This is a genomic window from Methanoculleus frigidifontis (assembly GCF_030464345.1).
GTDB lineage: Archaea > Halobacteriota > Methanomicrobia > Methanomicrobiales > Methanoculleaceae > Methanoculleus_A > Methanoculleus_A frigidifontis.
The window spans coordinates 280,092-300,623 of the sequence record NZ_VCYH01000001.1 but is presented as its reverse complement, the minus strand read 5'-3'; the positions used below and the strand labels follow the sequence as shown (position 1 = coordinate 300,623).

Below are 20,532 nucleotides of genomic sequence, written 5' to 3'. Positions count from 1 at the left end.
GCAATGCTCATTATACATCATTCAGGAGTGGTTAAGGTAGACCAACACCCCTCATTTGTCCCACGTCTACACGGACCAGATGTAACACCCCACTGACACATTCTCCCGTACTCAAAGCTTTTCGCAGTGTGGAAAGCAGGTGCTATAGGAATAAGCATGTGCTCCACCGAGAATGTTAAGCACAAAGCAATTTTCCTGAAATACGAAGCACGTTAACCTTCATCTTTCCGGTTTTCTTGCAGGTTTACCAATCCTATAACTGCTGTTAGCCAATAGAACCCAAAGAGACTTAGCTGATAAGTATTCTCTTGGTATGACGCATACAGCACCCAGAGTAAGTTCCCCACTACCCAACACCCAAACCCTGCCCGCCGGATGCCCTGCGACCGCGACGCCACCAGCACCGCCCCGGCCATCCCGAGCACCACCGCCGGCCCCTGTAGGGGATCGACAGAGATCATCGCACCCCCTCCCTCGCGTTCCCCTCCCGCACGAGCCGGGCATAACACCTCTCGCAGATATTCGCCTGCGCCTCGCGGGAGCGGTAGGCCACCTTCCCGGTATCGCAGATATCGCACCGGCCGAGCTCGATCTTCACTCGCTCGAACGTCCGGTGATCGAGCAGTCCGGGCAGCGGCCGGACGGGTGTTGCAACACTGTTGTACATGGTGTTGCAAAGGGGTGTGCAAACATGAGTGCAAACACTTTTCGCGAGCGAACTCTTTGATACGTCAGGGAAATTTAGATTCCTCGATACATTGCCATTTTCGATTTTTTCGTTTGCAACAGATCCGAAAACGCACAGCTTCGAGGGTTCGTGCACGCGATCAGGCTGCTCTTCCGGTGGAGTTAGATCGGGCGTGCCGTGCGATCCGGAAATTGTTGCAAACGACCTCGAATCGTCGCGATCGATCTCGACCAGATCTTCGTTATTTCCGGATTCATCGCCGGAATGCCCCGAACACTCCTCCTCGATCTCTTTGCACACCCCTTTGCACACCCCTTTGCACTCCTGTTTGCAACCGGTGTTGCAACACCCGTCCGGAGGCGGCGGGGAGTCATCCTCCCCGGGGTCCGCATCCTCGTCTTCCAGCCAGACCGCGAGCTCTGCCACCCACTCCCGGTAACGCTCGATATCGAACTGAAAGTGGTGCTCGTGCCGCCGGATGGTCGTCCCGGTGCTCTCGTCGATGACTGTCGCGTCCACCACGCTGATCGCCGGGCACTTCTCCAGGAGGCCGCAGTAGGTCAGGCCCCGGGCGGAGTAGCCCTGCAGGATCCGCCGGACCTGGTGGTACGACAATCCGGTCGCCTGCTGTAGCATCCGGACCGTGAACGTCTCCCAGCCCATCCGGGCGATCGTGGCGAGCGCCGCCGCTTCGTTGCGAGTCATCTTCGAGTCCTGTCCACCGCCCTCCTGGTTGATCGCGCCGTAGAGCCGGGCAGCGGCCTCGAAGTCCTGCCGCGTCGCCTCGATCTGGGTGATGCCACCGGCCTCGCGCCGCTCCCGCTGCAGGAACCGCAGCGCCGCGTGGCACTTGATCAGGTCGAAGAGCATCGCCGGGTTGCGGCGGTTCGCGGCGCTGGAGAACTGGATCCGCCGGGCGAACGGGATCCGGACGAAGATCCGGCGCTGCTTGATGGCTGCCCAGAGTGCCCGGGCAGTCAGGACGTCCGGGCCATCGCCCTCCGGCTGCTCGCCGGCCTCAACCCGCTTGAGGTGCTCGAGCACCGCCCGGTCCTGCTCGGCCGAGTCGTCGATCCAGACCGTCAGCATCCGGTTCATCACCTGGTCGTCGCCCGGGTTCTCGACCTTGGCGAGCCACCAGACGCACCGCTCCGGGATGCTGCAGACCCGGAGCTGCCGGTCCGAGGTGAGCGTCCGGTGCTCGATCGGGTCGTGGAACGAGGAGGTCGCGGACTTCAGAACCTCCTGCAGGTCGTCCGAGAGCGTCGTGTCGTCGAAGAGGATCACCGTGCCCGGCCGCAGGTCGTCGGCATAGTAGAGCGCCTTGTTGGAGACAGTGCCGGTCATCTTGTAGGCCTCCGGGATCAGGGTGAGCATCGTCGAGCAGGCGTGGCTCTTGCCCTTGCCGGAGTTGCCGGAGATCGCGACGTGCAGGCCCTTCGTGTTCTCGATACTCTGCGAAGCGACCGACATAATCAGGCATTCCGCGACGATCCGGTCGCCGACGTGGGACCTGTAGAAGGTCTCGAGCAGAAACCCGAGCGGGTCGCCCTGGCTGAGGATCTCCATCGCCCGGCGGTGGTGCTCGTCCTCCGGCGGAGCAGGAGGAGGGTCGGATTTGTCCTCCTTCCTCTTCGGCACCAGCGTCCGCTTCTCCCGGGGCCGGTAGCGGTCGCGGAGCTCCGGCCAGCGCTGCGCACCGCCGCCGCAGCTCTGGTGATGGCAGCCGGCGAAGATCGCGCCGTTCGCGAACTGGATCGCAAACGCGCCGTCCTTGTGCGCCGAGGAGAACGGGCAGTCATCGAGGACGTAGAGCGTGCCGCCGCGGTAGGGCCGCGTCGACCGGACACCGATCCCGTTGTCGCAGAGCCAGCCGGCGAGGTCGATGGCAGAGCCGTTGCCGTTCGACCGCTTCGGCGCCGGCTCTTCGCCCGGGAGCAGCCCGGCGAGGTGCCGGAGCGGTTCCACCGGAACGATGCCCACGTCCTCCGGCACGGAGAGAAGCTGCGCCCGCCGGTGCGGCCGCTCGGGCGTGTTGTCGCCCTTCCGGGAGACCGTGCCGTAGAGCTTCCAGATCCGGGCGGCGTTGAAGTTCGCGGTGTCGACGGTGACCTGCTCGGTGGAGAAGAGGGCGTCGAGGACAGCGAGACACCCCTTCACAAGGTCCGTCGCCGCCTCGGTGTTCGGCAGGCTGATCCGGTAGAGGAGGTGGGCGCCGTTGCCCGAGTCGGCGATGATCGGCGCCGGGAACCCCGCCTCCGCGAGCCAGGCGGCGATCAGGCCGGCCGTGTCGAGAGCGCGTTTGTGCTCGGCGTCGGTGGACGACACCCCGCTTGGCCGGACCGGGTCGATGTCGATCGGCAGCCAGCGGCGTTGCACAATATCGGCGTCGGCCGTGGTCGCGTCCTTCCTGGAAAGACGCATCTTGATCCGGTTCGCCCGGCGGGAGAGGAGCGCCGGGTTGACGGGGTTGAGGGTGACGTAGATCCCGCTGACCGACGGATCGGCGTCGAGGACTTCGACTCTGCCGGCGAGCTCGGCACGGTCCTCGAAGTAGCCGGAGTGAACGGCGCTGTCTGCCAGTGCACGGATCTCCACCACGCCTTCCGGGGCGATCAGTTCCACCGCCCGGAGGAACTCGTCTTTCATTCCGTCTCCCCCGGGATGATCGGGAAGAGCGGGGCGCTCGCGGCCTCGCCCCGCGCCACCCGCTGCAGGCTGACCACCGGGACGATGTACGAGCCGACGCGGGTGTGGACCGCCACGGCCTTACCGGAACGGTTGATCGCGGCGTGCCCCGCGATGGCGACGTCGCAGATCAGGTAATCCTCCCGCTTGGCCTTCGAGCAGTCCTGGGTGATCGGCACCACCCGGCCGGAGAAGAGCAGGGCCTTCACGTCTTCCGGCTCGATCCGGTAACGCTCGGCGTCGACGAGGATGTGGAGCACCCCGCCGAGGCCGTAGGAGATCGTCCCGGGCTCAGTATTCATTGCCGCCCGCCTCCTGGAGCGTGATGGTGATCGCGAAGAGGTTGTGGCCGTTCAGCTTCGCCCGGATATCAACGATCGATCTGCCGTGCCGGCGGATCGCAGCCGAGAGCGCCTGCGGGACCAGGTAGATCGGCACCGGGTCGAGGGTGCGGACCGCCGTCGGTCTTATCCCCTCCGGTGCAGAAGATCTCTGGGCAGTCCCGCATGAACCGATGTTGGCGCACGCTTCATTCCGGGGGCTGCCGTCTGTTCTGTCTGTGCTTTGCATTTCGTTTCCTCGCTGTGTTGGTGTATCGGTCTGACTTTGCCGTCGGCGATCCGTTTCTCCCGGACGGGCCTTTGCTGTCGGGTCCGGGACGTGGCTGGGTACTTCCTGGAATGCTTCTCTCATGGTCTGCTCCAGTGCGGGCGGATCAAAAAGCGATCGGTGCTGAGAAGGGTGGTGGATGCCCTGGTTCGGGCGCCTCACCGTCAGCAGGTTCCCGCACGGAAAAGAGATTGATGAGGGGAGATAAAAGGAAGAACCGCGCTCGGTGAATTTGGTTTAGCGGCTGTGTGCTAGCTCGAAGATCGCGGAAGGAATGTCAGAAAGATGGCAAGGAGGTAATGAGCATACCCGAAACCGAATGCGGACGCCCCTCGCATGACCCGGACGATAGTGGTAAATCATACGTGGACAGATACAGACCGAGGCAATGAGATTATGAGAGGATTACCTCCGGAGGAGAGCCGGCGGGTCGGGCGGATTATCAACTCCCGTGTTCTAGACGGCATGAGGCGTGAATTCTACAAGGTCGTCCGGGAGATCGATTCCTTAGACGAAGCTCCAGAATGGGTCATGGAAAAAATTCTAGAAGCGGAACAAGATTATCTCAAGCACAGTACATGAGAGGCCGGATTCGAACCGAAGAACTCCTATGAACCTGGATCCCAGATCCAGCGCCTTTGGCCCGGGTCGGCAACTCTCGCCCCACGTGTGGGGCACCACGAGTACGTAACCTTACACAGCACTCAAACCAGAGCCCCGACAACTGCAGCGAAAAATGCGATCTACCAAAGGCTACCAGAATAACATTTCATAAGAGAGAATGTGCGAGGGACCGGATTCGAACCGGTGAACTCCTACGAGACTGGGCCCTGAACCCAGCGCCTTTGACCTGGCTCGGCAACCCTCGCACGGGATCTATGGTGTAATTCGCGATAAAGGCCCTGAACCTATCGCCTTTGACCTGGCTCGGCAACCCTCGCGCCTTAAAGTGTTGTACCTTCAACAAAATAAAGGTGATTGTCCCTCAGGGGGAGCCGGCCTTATTGTTGGAGTCGATGAAACGCTTCATCTCCAGTTCACGCAGCTCGTTCCGCCGGATTTTGCCGGAGATGGTCTTCGGGAGCGCATCGGTAAACTCGATCGTCCGCGGGTACTTGTAGGGCGCCGTCGTCTGCTTCACGTGGCTCTGGATCTCCTTGATCAGCGACTCCGAGGGCTTGTAGCCCGGCTTTAGGACGACGAACGCCTTGACGATCAGCCCGCGGATGACGTCGGGGGAGCCGACGACCGCAGCCTCCTGGACGGCCGGGTGCTCGACGATGGCGCTCTCGACCTCAAAGGGGCCGATCCGGTAGCCGGACGACTTGATGACGTCGTCGTCGCGGCCGATGAACCAGAAGTAGCCGTCTTCGTCCATGTAGGCCTTGTCACCGGTGTAGTAGAAGCCGTTCTGGAAGACCTTCCGGTTCTCCTCCTCGTTGTCCAGGTACTCGCGGAAGAGCCCGACCGGTCGCGGGTCGAGCTTGATCGCGATCTTCCCCTCCTTATGCTGTCCGACCGGATTGCCGTCCTCGTCGTGGAGCTCAATCACCCAGCCGGGCGAGGGGCGGCCCATCGACCCGAACTTCGGCTCCATCCCCGGGAACGTCCCGATGCAGAGGATCGTCTCGGTCTGGCCGTAGCCCTCGTAGATGGTGTTGTCGGTGCCTTCCTTCCAGGCCCGGATCACCTCGGGGTTGAGGGGCTCGCCGGCGCTCACGCTGTGGCGCAGCTCCGAGAGATCGAATTTGTCGAGGTCGGCGAGGATCAGCATCCGGTAGATCGTCGGCGGGCAGCAGAAGGTCGTGATCCCGTAGCGCTCCATCAGGGGGAGGATCTCGGTCGCGTTGAACCGGCCGCGGATATCGTAGACGAAGATGCAGGCGCCGATGAGCCACTGGCCGTAGAACTTGCCCCAGGCGCTCTTCGCCCAGCCGGTGTCCGAGAGGGTGAAGTGCAGGTCGTTCTCTTTCAGGTCGTGCCAGATCCCGGCGGTGACCAGGTGCCCGAGCGGGTAGCTCTGCTCGTGGAGCACCATCTTCGCCTCGCCGGTCGTCCCGGAGGTGAAGAAGATGACGAGTGGGTCGGTCGCCTTCGTCCGGTGCATCCCGGGCAGGTTGATGAGTTTGTGGGAGACCGGCGCCGGGTAGTCGAGCTCGACCGGGTAGCTGACCCAGCCCTCGCGCCTGCTGTCGACCGAGAGCCTGACGGTCAGCGACGGGCACTCCTCGCGGATCTCCTCGATCTTGCCGGCGTGCTCCTCGGAGGTGATGATCATCTTGATATCGGCGGCCTTTATCCGGTATTTCAAGTCCTTCGGCGTCAGCATCGTCGGGGCCGGGCAGTAGACCGCACCGAGCTTGATGAGGGCGATCGTGAAGATCCACCACTCCGGCACCCGCGGCAGCATGATCATGACGCGGTCGCCCTTCTTGATGCCGTACTTCAGACACATATTCGCCGCCTGGTTGGAGAGCCGCATCAGGTCGTAGAAGGTAAACTTCTTCTCGCCGCCCTGCTGGTCCGTCCAGATCATGGCGAGCTTGTTTCTGTCTTTCTTCGCCCATGCATCGATGACGTCGAACCCGAAATTATAGTATTCAGGAACCTCGATGGAATAATTCGCGTACCACTCGTCGTAATCGAAGGCACCCTGCTCATTCTTGCCCATAATTCGATCAATAACCTTTGGTCTCCAGGCTTTTAAGTATATAGCCGGGGGTGCGCCGTCAGGTACCCATAAAGATTTTCCATTAGTATTATGGTTTAAAAGACGATACTCATATCGATGGATGACAAGGGATACGAGTCACTGAAAATCGAGAACATCGTGGCCTCCGGCGTTATTGCTGACTCAATAGACCTCGCGAAAGTCTCCGAAACCGTGAAAAACTGCGAGCTGAATACCAAGCGGTTCCCCGGCGCGGTCTACCGGATTGAAAACCCGAAGATTGCATCCCTGATCTTCTCATCCGGCAAAGTGGTCCTCACCGGCATCCGGAACAAACAGGACCTCCAGGACGGCCTGAAGATCATCATCGGGTCGCTGAAAGAGGCGGGCGTCGACGCCTTCGACGAGCCGAAGGTTGCCATCACCAATATCGTCTGCTCCTACGACATGGGGAAATACATCAATCTGAACAAGGTCGTCATCACCCTGAACCTCGAGAACATCGAGTACGAGCCCGAACAGTTTCCGGGGCTCGTCTACCGGATCGAAAACCCGAAGATCGTGGCTCTACTCTTCAGTTCCGGCAAGATCATCCTCACCGGCGGCAAAAATATGGAAGATATCAAGCGGGGCCTGGACTTCCTCGAGCAGCGGCTCGAGAGCATCATGTAACCTTTTTCACCAGTAGCGGTGCGTCCGCACGTAGTTTCGCTCGGCTTTGAGAATCTCCCGGTAAAACGCCTCTCCTTCCGATAGCGTAGCCAGAATGCGCGATGCGACCTCGGGCCCGACCCCGCGTCCTGCAAGCGCGATCACCGCTTTCTTCCCGCTCGAGAGCACGATATTGGCGCTGCGCAGCATCCGCACCTCGGCAGCCCGCTCCTCTTCAGTCTTCTTCTGCTTCTTTGCGGCCGCGATCATCGGCTCATCCCAGGGCTTTACGGCCGCGATCAGCCGGGCGTTGCAGACCGGACAGACAGGGCGGTCCGGCACCCGCTCGACCACCGTCCTGCTCTTCCACTTCCGGCAGTGCATGCAGAAGAGGATCACCTCCTCCTTCTCGAGCCTGCGCATCAGGGTGCCGATCACCGCCTGGTCAACCGTCAGGGGAGCGATGGTGTCCCGTGAGGAGGAGAGGCCTTCGCTCCCGAGGGGGCTCATGACCCCGACGGCGATCCCGACCCGCCCGTCCTGGACGGCGGCGAGGATCTCCGCCGCCTCCCGGACGTCCATGTAGTCGCTGAAGAGCTCGCGGTAGGCCTCCTCGGCGATGACCGTCCCGTCGAAGAGGTCGATGAGCCGGTGGATGCTGATCCGCTCGTAGTCGGCGTCGGCGTCGATGGCGCCGAACTTTTTGGCGACCTGCACGAGTTTCCACTTAAAGAGCGCCGTCCGCTTCAGGGCGAGCTTTAAGACGCCCTCGATGTGGGCCGGGTCGAGCCCGGAAAGGCTCTCCTGCACCTCGAGCGCCCGCACCCCTGCGGGAAGCCGGAAGAGGATCCGGTATGCCCCGACCTCGATCCCGACCGTCGTCCCGAACCGGGCAGAGAGCAGGATCGAGAGCGCCCGGGCGAGCGCCTCGTTCGCCTTGTGCCCGCCGCAGACGTTCGCGACGACGCCCTCGGCGGTGTTCTCGAGGGTGATGAGCCGGTCCGACGGCACCGGGAAACGGCCGGCGTCCATCCGGCCGATGAATCTCTCGGCGTAGCGGAGGCTCCGCTCCCCCGCAGCATAGCCGGAAAACTCCCGGGTGCGGCGGAGCCGGCCGACCTCGTCCGCCACCGCGAAGGGCACCGGGATCTGCTCGCCCTCCCAGGAGGGGATCTCGCCCCTGGCCTTCGTCGCCGGTTCGACCGAGATCCTGCCACCCTCCATATCGAGCACCCGCCAGAGCTGCCCTTTGGTGATGAAGACCGCGCCGGTGTGCACCCAGCCGATGACGAACGACTCGTCGAGCGTCCCGACCGTCCGGCGGGAGACGATGTCGAAGACCTCGACTTTGCGCTCGTCGTGGATCATCGAGAGGTTCTCGGTGAGGTAGCGCCGCGCCCGCCCCGTCCTGATGATCCGGCTGCCGTCCCGCCGGATGAGCCGGTGCTCCGCCATCTGCGCAGAGACCTTCTCGAGGAGGCCCTCCGAGTCCGAAAAGCAGCCCGACCGCTCGATCAGCGCCTGGATCCGGGAGATCTCGATCTCCCCATACTCCACGGCGATCGCCGCCACCTGGTTCGCCATGACGTCGGCGGCGTTCATCGGCGGGAGGACGTTCTCGCACTCGTTCGCCTGCGCCCGCCGGGTGATCACCATCGACTCGAGGAGGTCATCAAAGCCGGTCGCGAGGACGACGCCGCGCGAGATCGTGTCGAGCTGGTGGCCGGCCCTGCCGACCCGCTGAACGAGCCGCGAGACCTCCCGGGGCGAGCCGAACTGGAGGACGTGCTCGATATGCCCGATATCGATCCCGAGCTCCATCGAGGAGGTGCTGATCAGCGTCCGGACGGCACCGCGGCGGAACCGCTCCTCGGCATCGACGCGGACGTCTTTTGAGAGCGAGCCGTGGTGCACCTCGACGTCGCCACGGGCGTAGAGCTCGTGGCCGAGGAGTTCGGCAGTCACCCGGGTGTTGACGAAGACCAGGGTGGAGCCGGGGCGGTCGAGGCATTTTTCGACCGAGCGGGTCTGGCCGGAGAAATCCTCGCCCGCGAAACGGACCGATATATCCAGGTGCGCCGCCACCGGCACCTCGACGAGCGAGAACGGCCGGGCGCCGCAGAGGAACCGGCCGATCTCGTCCGGGTTGCCGACGGTCGCGGAGAGGCCGATCCGCTGGAAGTCGCCGGCGTGCGCGGCGAGGCGTTCGAGAGCGACCGAGAGCTGCGCCCCGCGTTTGCTGCCGGCGAGCTCGTGCACCTCGTCGATGATCACGAACCGGACGTTTGCGAGGTGCTTTTTGAGGCGGCTGCCCATGAAGAGCGCCTGCAGCGTCTCCGGCGTCGTGATGAGGAGGTCGGGCGGCGAGAGCGCCTGGCGCCGCCGCTCGTTCTGGGGCGTGTCCCCGTGGCGCACCCCGACCGAGAGCCCGAGCTCGGCGCACCACCACTCCATCCGGGCGAGGATGTCGCGGTTGAGGGAGCGCAGCGGCGTGACGTAGATCGCCTTGAACCCCTGGCCGGGTGTCGCAAGGAGCCGGCTGAAGACCGGCAGCATCGCACTCTCGGTCTTGCCGGTGCCGGTCGGGGCGATCAGCACCAGGTTCCGGTTCTCGAGGAGGAGGGGGATCGCCTGCTCCTGGGCGTCGGAGAGGCTGGCAAACCCCCGTTTCCGGACGACCTCGCGGACCTCCGGCTCGAGGAGATCAATCGCCGTCCGCCGGTCGGAGAGTCGTCGGGGTTCCGAGATAGGTTCCATCTGCCAGAAACACCTCAGCGGTTGTATCGTTCATACAGCGGGAGAGCGGCCCGAGGCCGTCGTTCTTTATCCGGAGGACGTCGATGCCGCCGCAGAATTCGTTGAAGGCCGGGGCGAAGAGGAGCCGCGTCGGCTCATTCGTCTCCGGCCGCCTCTTCCCGAGCAGGCACTCCTCGTCGAGGCTCGCGTAGAGATAGGCCGGCTGCGCCCGGGCGGCGCACCCGACTTCGTCCCGGAGCGAGACGACCGGGTGGTGGTGGCCGAGGACGACCAGGCGGCCGAGGAGATCGGGATCGGGGTAGGTGTGCCCATGCAGGTAGCCGACGCCGTCGACGACCGCCCCGGCAGGGGGCAGCAGCTCGCCCTCCCGCAGGAACCGATCGATGCCGCCGTCGTGGTTGCCGGGCGCGACCAGCAGGGGCACGGCTTTGCGGAGCCGTGAAAACGTTCCCGGCAGTTCGGCATACTCCTGCCTGCTCGTCACCGGGACGTTGTGCTTCACGTCGCCGAGGAGGAGCAGGATGTCCGGGTCGGTCTCGCCGATGCAGGAGAGCACCCTTTCTGCCCGGGAAGCGCTCCTGCTTCCGACGTGTACCCCGTGGCGTGCGAGGCCCGACTCGATGCCCATGTGCAGGTCGGCGACGACCAGCACGCGCCGGGTGTTCTCGACGAGGAGCGCGGGGCCCGATTCGATGAAGTGAAGGTGCATTTGCGTGATGTCAGATCAGTCGGAGCATTCCTGCCGAAGGCGAGTAGCACTCCCCGGCGAGGAGGAGGTCGTCGATCGCCTGCCCGGCCGCCGAGGCAGCCAATCCGGCGGCGACGCCCCGGGCGATCGCGTCGCGGCGGGAGAGGCCGCGCGGGCCGTTCCCCTCCTCGAGGGCCGAGCGGAGGATCTCTGCGGCATTCACGGGCTCGAGCGGCCCCACGTCGAGATCGGGCCGGACGCTCTCGAGCGCCGTCGTGACCATCGCCGCGAGGTCGCCGGTGTCCCCCACAGCTTCGAGCCGCTCGAGGGTCGCTTCGGCGGTCCGGAGAACCCAGAGATCGCGGACGGTGCGGTCGACGACGGTGATCGTCTCCACCGCGATCGATGTGCGCATCCGCGTGCCGGTGCCGGCGGCAACCGCCTCCCCGACCGCGGCCACGAACGCCGGGGGGTCGATGTACTCCAGTGTGGCGGCGGCATCCGGGCTGCGCCGGTCGACCGTCAGGGCGAAGGTGCCGGTGGGGTCGGCGAGCCGCGCGTGCATCACGTCGTCACCGGACCCCTTCCGTTCGGTCAGGGCGCCGACGAGGAAGAGCCGGCGGCAGTGCGCACCGCTCGGCGTGACGACCGCCCTGCCGGCGAGCGCATCGCCGGCGTCTGCTGTTGACCGCGATCCGTTAAACTCCCGGGCAAATACCCGCACTGCCGGTTCCATTCCTTCCACGCCTCCGGGGGTGCGGCATCCCGCACCCGTGTGATAGTATATATCTGCCGCCGGACCTCTAAAAGGGATCACCGGGAACACTTTCCCCCTCCGGCGATGGCTTTACGATTCACAAGACCCAATATCTCATACAAATGGAAGGTAACCACACGATCTGGATTGAGAAGTACCGGCCCAGGAAACTCGCGGATATCGTGGGGCAGACCGACATCGTGGTGCGCCTTCAGTCGTACGTGAAGAGCGGCAGCCTCCCGCACCTCCTCTTCACGGGAAGCGCAGGCATCGGGAAGACCACGGCGGCGGTCGCTCTCGCCCGCGAGTTCTTCGGCGATGCGTGGCAGATGAACTTCCGGGAGATGAACGCATCCGACGAGCGCGGGATCGACGTCGTGCGGAACCAGATAAAGCAGTTCGCCCGCACTTCCCCGCTCGCCGGCGCCTCCTTCAAGGTCCTCTTCCTGGACGAGGCAGACGCGCTGACGACGGACGCGCAGGCGGCGCTCCGCCGGACGATGGAGACGTATGCACATACCTGCAGATTCATTCTCTCCTGCAACTACTCCTCAAAGATCATCGACCCGATCCAGAGCCGGTGCGCCATCTACCGGTTCCGGCCGCTCGACCGGGAGGCGATCGCGCTTGAGGTCGAGCGGATAGCGGCGGCCGAGGGGCTGACGGTCACCAAAGACGCCCTCGACGCCATCGCCTACGTCGCACAGGGAGATATGCGAAAAGCCATCAACGCCCTTCAGGGAGCGGCGATCCTGAGCGCGGCGATCGATGCGGCGAAGATCTACGAGATCACCTCGACGGCCAGGCCCGAGGAGATCAATGACCTCCTCAACCTTGCTGTCGGCGGCGACTTTGAGGGTGCCGAACGGCTCCTCGATGATCTCGTCCGCGGCCGCGGGATCGCCCCGAACGAACTGATCACGCAGTGTTACCGGACGCTGGTCAAGCGCGATATGGACCGGGGGCTGAAGGTCGAGCTCATCGACGCCCTTGGGGAGACCGATTTCCGACTGAGCGAGGGGGCGAGCAGCGAGATACAGATGGAGGCGATGATCGCACGGTTCGTCCTCGCCGCAGAGAAGTATACATGAGGACGGAGACGTGCCCGAAGAAGTAGAGGTCGAAGTCACCGACGTCGTCACCGAGTGGACGAAGTTTCTCAAGAAGCGCTACAAGCGGGAGCTCGCCGAACTTGCGCGGGAATATCCGCACAAGCGGTCGCTCTCCATCGATTACCGGACGATCCTCAACAACACCCTGGCGTTCGAGCTCCTGAAACGGCCGGGCAAGGTCATCGGGGACATCCGCGACGCGATAGTCCAGAACCGGCTGATCAAGCTGAAGAACGGGCAGGAGCCGACCGGGATCAGCATCCGGTTCACCAACCTGCCCCAGAAAGTGAACGTCCGCGATATCCGGGCGGAGCAGATCAACACCTTTGTCAGTATCGAGGGGATCCTGCGCAAGACCACCGAGGTCCGGCCTCGGCTCGTGGATGCGGTCTTCCGGTGCAAGTCCTGCAACAAGAACACCGACCCGATCCCGCAGAACTACAGCAGGTTCGAGGAGCCTGACTTCTGCCCGCACTGCGAGCGCAAAAGCCGGATGGACCTCGTCCTGAACCGGTGCATCTTCGTCGACGCCCAGAAGCTCCGGATCCAGGAGTCGCCGGAGGGTCTCCGCGGCGGCGAACAGCCGCAGACGCTCGATATCGACGCCACCGACGACCTTACCGGAATGGTCGCGCCCGGCGACCGGATCGTCGTCAACGGCATCCTCCGCTCGATCCAGCGGGTGAACTACGGGCAGAAAAGCACCCTCTTCGATATTTACCTCGAGTGCAACTCGATCGAGGTCGCGGAGAAGGAGTTCGAGGAGGTCTCGATCTCGGAGGAGGATGAGGCCGCCATCAAGGGGCTCGCCCGTGACGGTGCGATCTACAAGAAGATCGCCCGCTCGATCGCCCCGACGATCTACGGCACCGACGACGTGAAGGAGGCGATCGCGCTGCAGCTCTTCGGCGGGATCGCCAAGGAGATGCCGGACGGCTCCCGGCTCCGCGGCGATATCCACCTCCTGCTCGTCGGCGACCCGGGTATCGCGAAGTCGCAGATCCTCCGCTACGTCGTCAAGCTCTCGCCCCGCGGGATCTACACGAGCGGCAAGTCCTCGACCTCGGCCGGTCTGACGGCGACGGCGGTCAAGGACGAGTTCGGCGACGGCCGCTGGACGCTCGAGGCCGGTGCTCTCGTCCTCGCGGATATGGGTATTGCGGCCGTGGACGAGATGGACAAGATGGCGAAGGAGGATCGGAGCGCGCTGCACGAGGCGATGGAACAACAGTGCTACGACGACGAGACCGAGGTGCTCACGGAGAGGGGGTGGAAGCTCTTCCGGGACGTAACCGCGGACGACCGTGTCGCGACGCTCTCCCCGGACGGCAGGCTCGAGTACGCATCGCCGTCGGGTTTCACGGCCTCGGAGTACGACGGCGAGCTGTACTACGTCAAATCACGGCAGGTCGACCTTGCGGTCACGCCGAACCACCGGATGTACGTCAACCTGAACCGCCGCGCCGACGAGTGGGAGGGGTTCCGGTTCATTCGCATGGACGAGATCCCGGTTCACAAGCGGATGCGGTTCAAAAGGAACGCCGTATGGACGGGGAAGCGGCAGGAGATCTACGAGATTCCGCCGGTCGTTAAGTTCGCGAACCAGAATGCCGAAGGCCGGCTCACCGATCCCATCCACATCGGGATGGACGACTGGCTTGAGTTCCTTGGCTACTTCCTCTCCGAAGGGTCGGTGCAGCGGCATTACCAGACGGCCGTTCCCTACCGCGTGGTTCTCTCGCAGACGATCCCCGAGTCGGCCGAGAAGATCCGGCAGTGTCTTGAGCGGCTGCCGTTCCGCTTCTCCTACGACGGCAAGAACTTCGCGATCAACGCAAAGCAGCTTGCAGAGCACCTCGCGCCCTTCGGCAAATGCCACGAGAAGTACGTCCCCGACTATGCCAAGCGGCTCCCCCCCAAGCAGATCGGGGTGCTGCTCGACGCGCTCATGCTCGGTGACGGATACGTCCACAAAACGACCGGGGTCTCGGTGTACACCACTTCCTCGAAGAGGCTCGCCGACGACGTCACCGAGCTCCTGCTGAAGAAGGGCTGGTCCGGAAACGCCCGCATCATGCGGGAAGCAGGGACGGTCGCGTCTAATCCGCGGGGCGGGACCTCGACGGCAAGCCACGACACCTACCAGGTGACCTTCATCCGCGACGGCCAGAACGAACCGAACATCAACACGAACGGACAGCGGCATATCGAGCGGCGGCCCTATAGGGGCATGATCTACTGCCTTGAGGTTCCGAACCACATGCTCTACGTCAGGAGAAGCGGGATACCGGTCTGGTGCGGCAACTCGATCTCGGTCGCAAAAGCCGGGATCACCGCGACGCTGAAGTCGCGGTGCGCCCTCCTCGGTGCGGCGAACCCGAAACTCGGGCGGTTCGACCAGTTCGTGCCGATCGCCGAGCAGATCAACATGCCCCCGTCGCTCCTCTCGCGGTTCGACCTGATCTTCGTGATGACCGACCAGCCCGAGGTCCAGCGCGACGGCGCGATCGCGAACCACATCGTCAAGACCCACGCCGTCGGCGAGCTCATTAAGCAGCACGCGTACGAGCCCCTCCCCGACGTCGACGAGGCATACATCCAGCGGGCGCTCGCGCCGGTCATCCCGGACATCGATCCTACGCTCCTGCGGAAGTACATCGCGTATGCAAAGCGGACCTGCTTTCCCATCCTCTCGGACGGCGCGAAGGAGGCGCTGATCCAGTACTATATGAAACTGCGAAACCTCGCGAGCGGGAACAAGCCGGTCCCGGTCACCGCCCGGCAGCTCGAAGCGCTCGTCCGCCTCGCCGAAGCGAGTGCGCGGATGCGGCTCGCGAACACCGTCGACACCACCGACACCGACCGGGTGCTGCGGATCGTCGACACCTGCCTGCGCCAGGTCGCCTACGACGCCGAGAGCGGCAGCTTCGATATCGACAAGCTGGTGACCGGCGTCTCCAAGTCGCAGCGCGATATCATCCGGACGGTCAAGGAGGTCATCCGCGACCTCGCGAAAGACGGCGGCGGCCAGGCGAAGGCCGACCAGGTTGTCGAGACACTCATCCAGCAGGGCTTTGCCCGCGACAAGATCGAGAACGCCATCGAGCAGCTCCGCCGCGGCGGCGAGGTGCTGGAGCCCCGGCACGGGTTTTTGAAGGTCATCGGGTAAGGCGAGGGGAACCCACCCTCTCTTCGTCCAGAAGGAAGGCCGAATTACCGCCCATTTCCTATTTTGCCGAAGGTTTCAGAGGGCAGATCCCGGCATTAAAGTTAATCGAAGCATTTCACCCCGATTCCTGAAAAACGACAGGATCGCGGGGCCAGAACGGCCATATGAGGGCAGTAATGTTCCAGGGATGTCTACAATAGCTCGCCCCGAGATCGTCCGTCTACGGGCTTCTGTGAGAGTCCAAATCCCGGCGGATTTCGCCCGGATTACTGATATTTAAACGTTGCTGAACCGAAGCGGAAGTGGACCGCCTAATACGTCCGGACCTTCAGCCCGGGAACATGGGTAAAGTGACGGTCGCGTGTGGCGATCTCACCGTCATTTGCAAGCGTGATTGCGGCGATCACCTCGTCGAAGTCCCCAATCGGTCTGTCACTCCCCCGAAGCCCGGCGGCGAGCGTGCCGAAGATCCGGTATGTCTCGTCGGTTATTCCAAGCTCTATCAGCGCCTTGATAACGCTTTCAACCTTCCGGAGGTTCTCCTGCACCGATGCCGAGAGGAACGCTCCGCGGTAGAGCTCGAGGATGGTAATCGACATGGTTGCAAGGGGTAGCCCGTCCTGCTCCATTGATTCGAGCGTTCGCATCGCCTCCGGGTCGTGCCGGATCAGGTCGACGAACAGGGACGTATCAAGTGTCGGCATTGAAATTTACCTCGCGCATCGAAGCCTTCCTCATCTCGCGTGAGGCTTCTTCGATTGCATCGGCCAGTCCGGGATTCGGCCCGATCTCCTTGAGGATCTCCGAGAGTTTCTTCTTAGGGGGGTGTACTTCAGGATCACTTCAGAAAAACTCATCTTCGAAGGGCCTTTCAGCCGTGAAAGCCTCTCATATGCGTCATCGCTGATGCTGATCGTCCGAGTCCCCGTACCCGTGTATGTGTATGTATGTGTGTATATCGCCTTTTGCGGTGTGTTGCCTCGAAGACCTTCCGGTAGCACGAATCGCTGAGGAGCAGGAAGATCGACTCTCGATCACTTCACGACGATCGCGCTGCAGAAAAAGGATTGCCGGAGGGAGGAAGGAGTTCACCTCCGGCCGAGATACACTGCGAAGATCGCGACCGCCGCGAGCGGGAGGAACAAGCCCGACGCCGCTTTCTGCGTCGGGGCGGCGGCGGAGGCCTGCGCAGATCCGCTCGCTGCCTGCTCTTCGAGCCAGGCGACCGCATACGAGAGCTGGACGTCCTCGCCGGCCATCGACCGCGCGACGGTATCCTCGTCGATCGGCACCCGCACCGTCGGGGCTATCCCGCCGATCAGCGATGCATTGCTGTCCACCTGGACTGTGCCGTTCTCGTCGAGCGACGCTCCCGTAGGGAAGAGAAGGACAATGCCGAGAGGAAGTTTCGGTCCGATATCCTCCATCCCGAACGCTCCGTTCGTCCCGTACCACGAGACGATCGCGCCCGTCCCCGACCGTGTAAAGACCATGGGGAGACCCTCGCCCGAACTGAGGGTGTACGGGCTGACGAGGAGGGCGACCGGGCCTCTGTACCGGTCGGGCCGGGGCTGCGTCCAGGCCTCCCAGAGGATCGGGAACGTGCCGGTCCCGGGATCATAGAAGGTGCCGTATTCATAGAAGACCGTGCTGTTCACAAACCATCCGCCGTAGGCGGATGCCAGGTTGTCGTCTCCGCCCCCGTTATACCTGAGATCGATGACGATGCCGGGGACGTCCCGTGCGATGGCATCCTTCACCGCCGCCCTGAAGGGTTGATAGACGCCGTATGCCTCTTCGTAGACCGCGATGTAGGCATAGCCTCCCGGCAGGGTCCGGTAGGTCACGGTCTCGTTCGAGACCATGGCCCTGAGCTCTGGTAACGTTGCAGCGCCCACGTCGTTCACCTGCCGGCCGAGGAAGGTGCTCGTCCGCGTCAGGGTGTCGTAGCCGTCGTCCGCCGCGGTCAGGGTGACCGGGCCCGGCCGGCCGGCAAGCCCGACCGTCGCGGCAGTGCCCACGGGCGCCCGGGTCAGGAACCGCTGCCGCTGGAGGAACGCCCCCTCTTCGGTCGACGGCTTGATCGGAGCCCAGATGATCGGCGTCGCATTGATCGCCTCCCCGATCGGCCGGCCGTTCCACGCGACCACTTCGTCGCCGAACCGGACTCCCGCCTTTTCGGCAGCACTCCCGTTCGCGACGTAGGTCACGATGACCTTCCCTGAGTCGAGCCTGCCGACGGCAAGCCCGTAGCCCCCGCCCACGTCGGCATACTTCGCCCCGAAATCGTCGCGGGATAGAACCATGACGTGCCCGTCCGGTATGGCGGCGGAAAACTCGCGCAGCGCCCGGTAGTAGGCGGCGGAGTCGTCCCTCTTCTCGGCATCCGCAATCTTCGGTGCATACGTCAGAGAGAGTTCTTCCCAGTCGATGCCGCGCCACTCCGTGAAGGCATAACGCTCTGCCATGTAGGCAGAGGATGCAGCAAAGGCATCGGTCCAGGACATGGTGCTGAAGTCAGGGCACTCCTCGGTGATGTTTGCGGCGATAGATGCCCAGGAGGCTGCCAGTTCTTCGTTATAAGCCGTTTCGTTGTTCCGCTCGAACGGTATGCAGGTATCGGTCCACACCATCCCGCACGAATCGGTGTACTGTCCGGCGGATGCCGGCAGCACGAGGAGAAAGAGCAGGAACAGAGCGAGCATTCCGGTACTCACTCCGCTCAAAGGTCCGCGGTGCATGAATAACACTCCTGAAAGATCGATTATTCAAGGCGGCACTTGGCCTTTCCGGTTTCTTTCGGCGCCCCGATGCGGGAACGCACGCTCCGGGAGGGCGGCAGCGGCCTGGCACGCCTGCAACAGGAAAACCGTTCCGGATACTTTTTCGCACGGTGGAAACACGGCAAACCAGTACTGCCGGGTTGATGATGTATTGTAATCACATGATTGCATAATGTAATCAATCGGCGGCATACGGCACTCGCCCGTGCAAGGAGGGCGGGCCGTCGATCATTGCGAGGTATCATCTGGCACATCGCGACAGCAATCGCGAAAAGCCGCCTGGCCGGCCCGGCAAGGCCGAGAACCGGTTCATTCCCCGTAACCGTCCCCCTGCTCGGGCCGAAGCGCCACGTCGAGGAGAAAGAAGGCGACAGACAGCAGAAGCGCGAGCGCCATGTCCCGCAGTCCTGTCAGCAGGGAATCGACCGTCTCCTGCAGGAGCAACGGAGGGGGTACGTATGCCATCCCCGATGCAAACTGCCCTGCGCCGGCGCCCATGGCGAACAGTATCGTGAAGACAAACACGGCCGAGATGAAGGGCTGCGGGGACGAGCACCTGCAGAACGGTCGGGCGGATGCGCCGCACCAGGAGATACAGCGCCGTCGCAACCGCCGCGAGCGGAATGCTGACGATAAAAAAGAACAGCACCAGGAACATATATGGGGATGCACCAAAATCCCATAAACGGTTTTGGTTTCGCGCCGATGGGCAAAGAGAAGATAGATCGCTCCGGAACCACCGGAAATCGTATTTACCTGGAAAGTGCGTACCTGTATCCATGATCACCGACCGCGAAAAGGCGGCTTTCGAAGCAGGAATCAAACTCGGGGCGCTCTACCATCAGTTCGTGGGGACGCCGATCGCACGGGAGACCGCCGGCACCGTCGAGACCGCCATCGAGGGAGCCGTCGGCCTCCAGCCGTTCGTGCAGGAGATCACCGTCCGGCTGAATCGCGAGATGATGGTCTCGAACCGGTTCGGCTACTCCGAGCTCGCCGGAAAGATGTTCGACGTGGCGATCCGGACCGAGGTCGGCACGGCCTCCTGCAAGGCGACTCTCCGGCTCGAAGACGACTATCCCATGATGCAGATAACCGAGATCCATGAAACTGCCGGCAATCCCGATCACTGACGATCACATCCACATCGACCCGGTGAACGGCCGGGGGGTCGAGGCAGCGAAGGACTTCCGCCGCTCCGGCGGCACCCACATCTTCCTGGTCACCAAGCCTTCCTGGTCGCACGGCGTCGAACCCTCCTCGGGCGAGGACTACCGCGAGGTCTTCGCAGCGACACTCAGGACTGCTGAGCTCGTGCGGGAGACCGGGCTCGTCGTCTTCCCGGTGCTCGGCGTCCACCCGGCCGAGCTCACCCGGATGACCGACCGGCTCGGGATCGCGGGGGCCGCCGCCGTGATGCGGGCCGGCCTCGACGTCGCCGCCGAATACGTCCGGGACGGCCGGGCGGTCGGCCTCAAGAGCGGCAGGCCGCACTACGAAGTGGCGCCCGACGTCTGGGAGGCCTCGAACGGCGTCCTCGCCCACGCCCTCTCCCTCGGCGCCGAACTCGGCTGCGCCGTCCAGCTCCACGCCGAGAGCGGCCCCTGCACCGACGTCGTCGCGATGGCGCAGAAGGCCGGGATACCGATAGAACGGGTCGTGAAGCACTTTGCCACCCCCGACACCCCGCTGATGCCCTCCCTCATCGCGAAGCACGAGGGCATCCCGGACCTCGCCCGCGCCGGGCGCCGGTTCACCATGGAGAGCGACTACATGGACGAAAACAGCAGGCCCGGCGCCGTCGTCGGCCCGAAGTCGGTGCCGCGGTTCACCCGCCGTTACCTGGAGGAGGGGCTGATCGGCGAGGAGGACGCCTGGCGGATCCATGCCGAGACCCCGGCACGGACATACGGGGTCACGATCGACCTGCCCTGATCGACGGCCTGCTCACCTTTTTCA

The 20,532-nt window shown here is 63.5% G+C and carries 16 protein-coding genes and 1 tRNA gene; 5 read left to right on the top strand and 12 right to left on the bottom strand.

Features of this window, described 5'->3' with window-relative positions:
• Positions 1-457: 457 nt before the first annotated feature.
• From FGU65_RS01515 to FGU65_RS01495, 5 genes are all read right to left on the bottom strand, one after another.
• Positions 458-3,337: an MTBMA_p00010-related P-loop-containing protein gene (locus FGU65_RS01515; protein ID WP_301662629.1), complete on the bottom strand. Its 2,880-nt coding sequence runs from the start codon at positions 3,335-3,337 to the stop codon at positions 458-460.
• Positions 3,334-3,678 carry a hypothetical protein gene (locus tag FGU65_RS01510; protein ID WP_301662628.1) on the bottom strand — a complete coding sequence of 115 codons (345 nt, stop codon included), beginning with the start codon at positions 3,676-3,678 and terminating at the stop codon, positions 3,334-3,336. The genes FGU65_RS01515 and FGU65_RS01510 overlap by 4 nt, the downstream gene beginning before the upstream one ends.
• Positions 3,668-3,814: a hypothetical protein gene (locus FGU65_RS01505; RefSeq protein WP_301662627.1), complete on the bottom strand. Its 147-nt coding sequence runs from the start codon at positions 3,812-3,814 to the stop codon at positions 3,668-3,670. Before FGU65_RS01505 ends, FGU65_RS01510 begins: the two co-directional genes overlap by 11 nt.
• 955 nt (positions 3,815-4,769) lie before the next feature.
• A tRNA-Leu gene (locus FGU65_RS01500) sits at positions 4,770-4,854 on the bottom strand.
• A 116-nt stretch (positions 4,855-4,970) separates the two neighbouring features.
• Positions 4,971-6,656, bottom strand: coding sequence for an AMP-binding protein (locus FGU65_RS01495; protein ID WP_301662626.1), 1,686 nt, complete (start codon positions 6,654-6,656; stop codon positions 4,971-4,973).
• A 117-nt stretch (positions 6,657-6,773) separates the two neighbouring features.
• Between FGU65_RS01495 and FGU65_RS01490 the strand changes: the two genes are divergently transcribed.
• The gene (locus tag FGU65_RS01490; RefSeq protein ID WP_301662625.1) at positions 6,774-7,328 is read left to right on the top strand and encodes a TATA-box-binding protein; all 555 of its coding nucleotides are present in this window, start codon (positions 6,774-6,776) and stop codon (positions 7,326-7,328) included.
• A gap of 6 nt (positions 7,329-7,334) precedes the next feature.
• On the opposite strand, the gene FGU65_RS01485 is transcribed toward FGU65_RS01490, so the two are convergent.
• Genes FGU65_RS01485 through FGU65_RS01475 form a run of 3 tightly spaced genes read right to left on the bottom strand, consistent with a single transcriptional unit; the run spans position 7,335 to position 11,488 of the window.
• Positions 7,335-10,064: a DEAD/DEAH box helicase gene (locus tag FGU65_RS01485; RefSeq protein WP_301662624.1), complete on the bottom strand. Its 2,730-nt coding sequence runs from the start codon at positions 10,062-10,064 to the stop codon at positions 7,335-7,337.
• Positions 10,012-10,773, bottom strand: coding sequence for a metallophosphoesterase (locus FGU65_RS01480; protein WP_301662623.1), 762 nt, complete (start codon positions 10,771-10,773; stop codon positions 10,012-10,014). The genes FGU65_RS01485 and FGU65_RS01480 overlap by 53 nt, the downstream gene beginning before the upstream one ends.
• A gap of 10 nt (positions 10,774-10,783) precedes the next feature.
• Entirely contained in the window at positions 10,784-11,488 is a 705-nt protein-coding gene (locus tag FGU65_RS01475; RefSeq protein WP_301662622.1) for a hypothetical protein, read from the bottom strand.
• Between the two features lie 143 nt (positions 11,489-11,631).
• Here FGU65_RS01475 and FGU65_RS01470 point away from each other — a divergent pair, with 143 nt between their 5' ends.
• Together FGU65_RS01470 and FGU65_RS01465 are read left to right on the top strand one after the other, a co-directional pair.
• Positions 11,632-12,600, top strand: a complete 969-nt coding sequence (locus FGU65_RS01470) for a replication factor C small subunit (protein ID WP_301662621.1) — start codon at positions 11,632-11,634, stop codon at positions 12,598-12,600.
• A gap of 10 nt (positions 12,601-12,610) precedes the next feature.
• Entirely contained in the window at positions 12,611-15,790 is a 3,180-nt protein-coding gene (locus FGU65_RS01465; protein WP_301662620.1) for an LAGLIDADG family homing endonuclease, read from the top strand.
• Between the two features lie 311 nt (positions 15,791-16,101).
• Here the strand turns inward: FGU65_RS01465 and FGU65_RS01460 are convergent, their stop codons facing one another.
• From FGU65_RS01460 to FGU65_RS01445, 4 genes are all read right to left on the bottom strand, one after another.
• Positions 16,102-16,494 (bottom strand): type II toxin-antitoxin system VapC family toxin, encoded by a 393-nt coding sequence (locus tag FGU65_RS01460; RefSeq protein ID WP_301662619.1) that lies wholly within the window; start codon positions 16,492-16,494, stop codon positions 16,102-16,104.
• Between the two features lie 30 nt (positions 16,495-16,524).
• The gene (locus FGU65_RS01455; RefSeq protein WP_301662618.1) at positions 16,525-16,791 is read right to left on the bottom strand and encodes an antitoxin VapB family protein; all 267 of its coding nucleotides are present in this window, start codon (positions 16,789-16,791) and stop codon (positions 16,525-16,527) included.
• An 87-nt stretch (positions 16,792-16,878) separates the two neighbouring features.
• The gene (locus tag FGU65_RS01450) at positions 16,879-18,495 is read right to left on the bottom strand and encodes a S41 family peptidase (RefSeq protein WP_301662617.1); all 1,617 of its coding nucleotides are present in this window, start codon (positions 18,493-18,495) and stop codon (positions 16,879-16,881) included.
• Between the two features lie 387 nt (positions 18,496-18,882).
• Positions 18,883-19,182, bottom strand: coding sequence for a hypothetical protein (locus FGU65_RS01445; protein ID WP_301662616.1), 300 nt, complete (start codon positions 19,180-19,182; stop codon positions 18,883-18,885).
• 170 nt (positions 19,183-19,352) lie between these two features.
• Here FGU65_RS01445 and FGU65_RS01440 point away from each other — a divergent pair, with 170 nt between their 5' ends.
• Positions 19,353-19,706: a dihydroneopterin aldolase family protein gene (locus FGU65_RS01440; RefSeq protein ID WP_301662615.1), complete on the top strand. Its 354-nt coding sequence runs from the start codon at positions 19,353-19,355 to the stop codon at positions 19,704-19,706.
• Complete coding sequence (locus FGU65_RS01435) at positions 19,678-20,508, top strand: TatD family hydrolase (protein ID WP_301662614.1); 831 nt, start codon at positions 19,678-19,680, stop codon at positions 20,506-20,508. Before FGU65_RS01440 ends, FGU65_RS01435 begins: the two co-directional genes overlap by 29 nt.
• Positions 20,509-20,532: the final 24 nt, after the last annotated feature.